The 325-nt window shown below is 50.8% G+C and carries 1 protein-coding gene; it reads right to left on the bottom strand.

Annotated features, from left to right (window positions below):
- Window positions 1–325, bottom strand: a 325-nt coding sequence (locus tag Q4563_RS18100) for a sigma 54-interacting transcriptional regulator (protein ID WP_303605489.1), incomplete at both ends; no start/stop codon positions are given.

Below are 325 nucleotides of genomic sequence, written 5' to 3'. Positions count from 1 at the left end.
GACTGAAGCGATGCAACGAGAGCGCAACCAGCTCTTTACCAACCCCGGTATCCCCATAAATCATCACGGGAATATCCATCGGCGCAAACTGCAGGACATCGCTGCGCAAGCGATGAATGGCCTGACATTGCCCGACGATCACCTGTTCGATGGCGGCACCATTTTCCAATGACTGATGGGCTTGTAATAAGTTAAGGGCATGAAGACGCTTATCCACGGCTTTTTGTACCGCTGCCAGCAGATAATCGGTATCAAAGGGTTTTTCGACAAAATCCGTAATGCCCTGCTTCATGGCATCGACGGCAATGGAGATATCACCATACCC

Source organism: Gilvimarinus sp. 1_MG-2023 (genome assembly GCF_030548285.1).
Note: the sequence above shows the minus strand (reverse complement) of the source record. Positions and strands in the feature narration are given on the sequence as shown.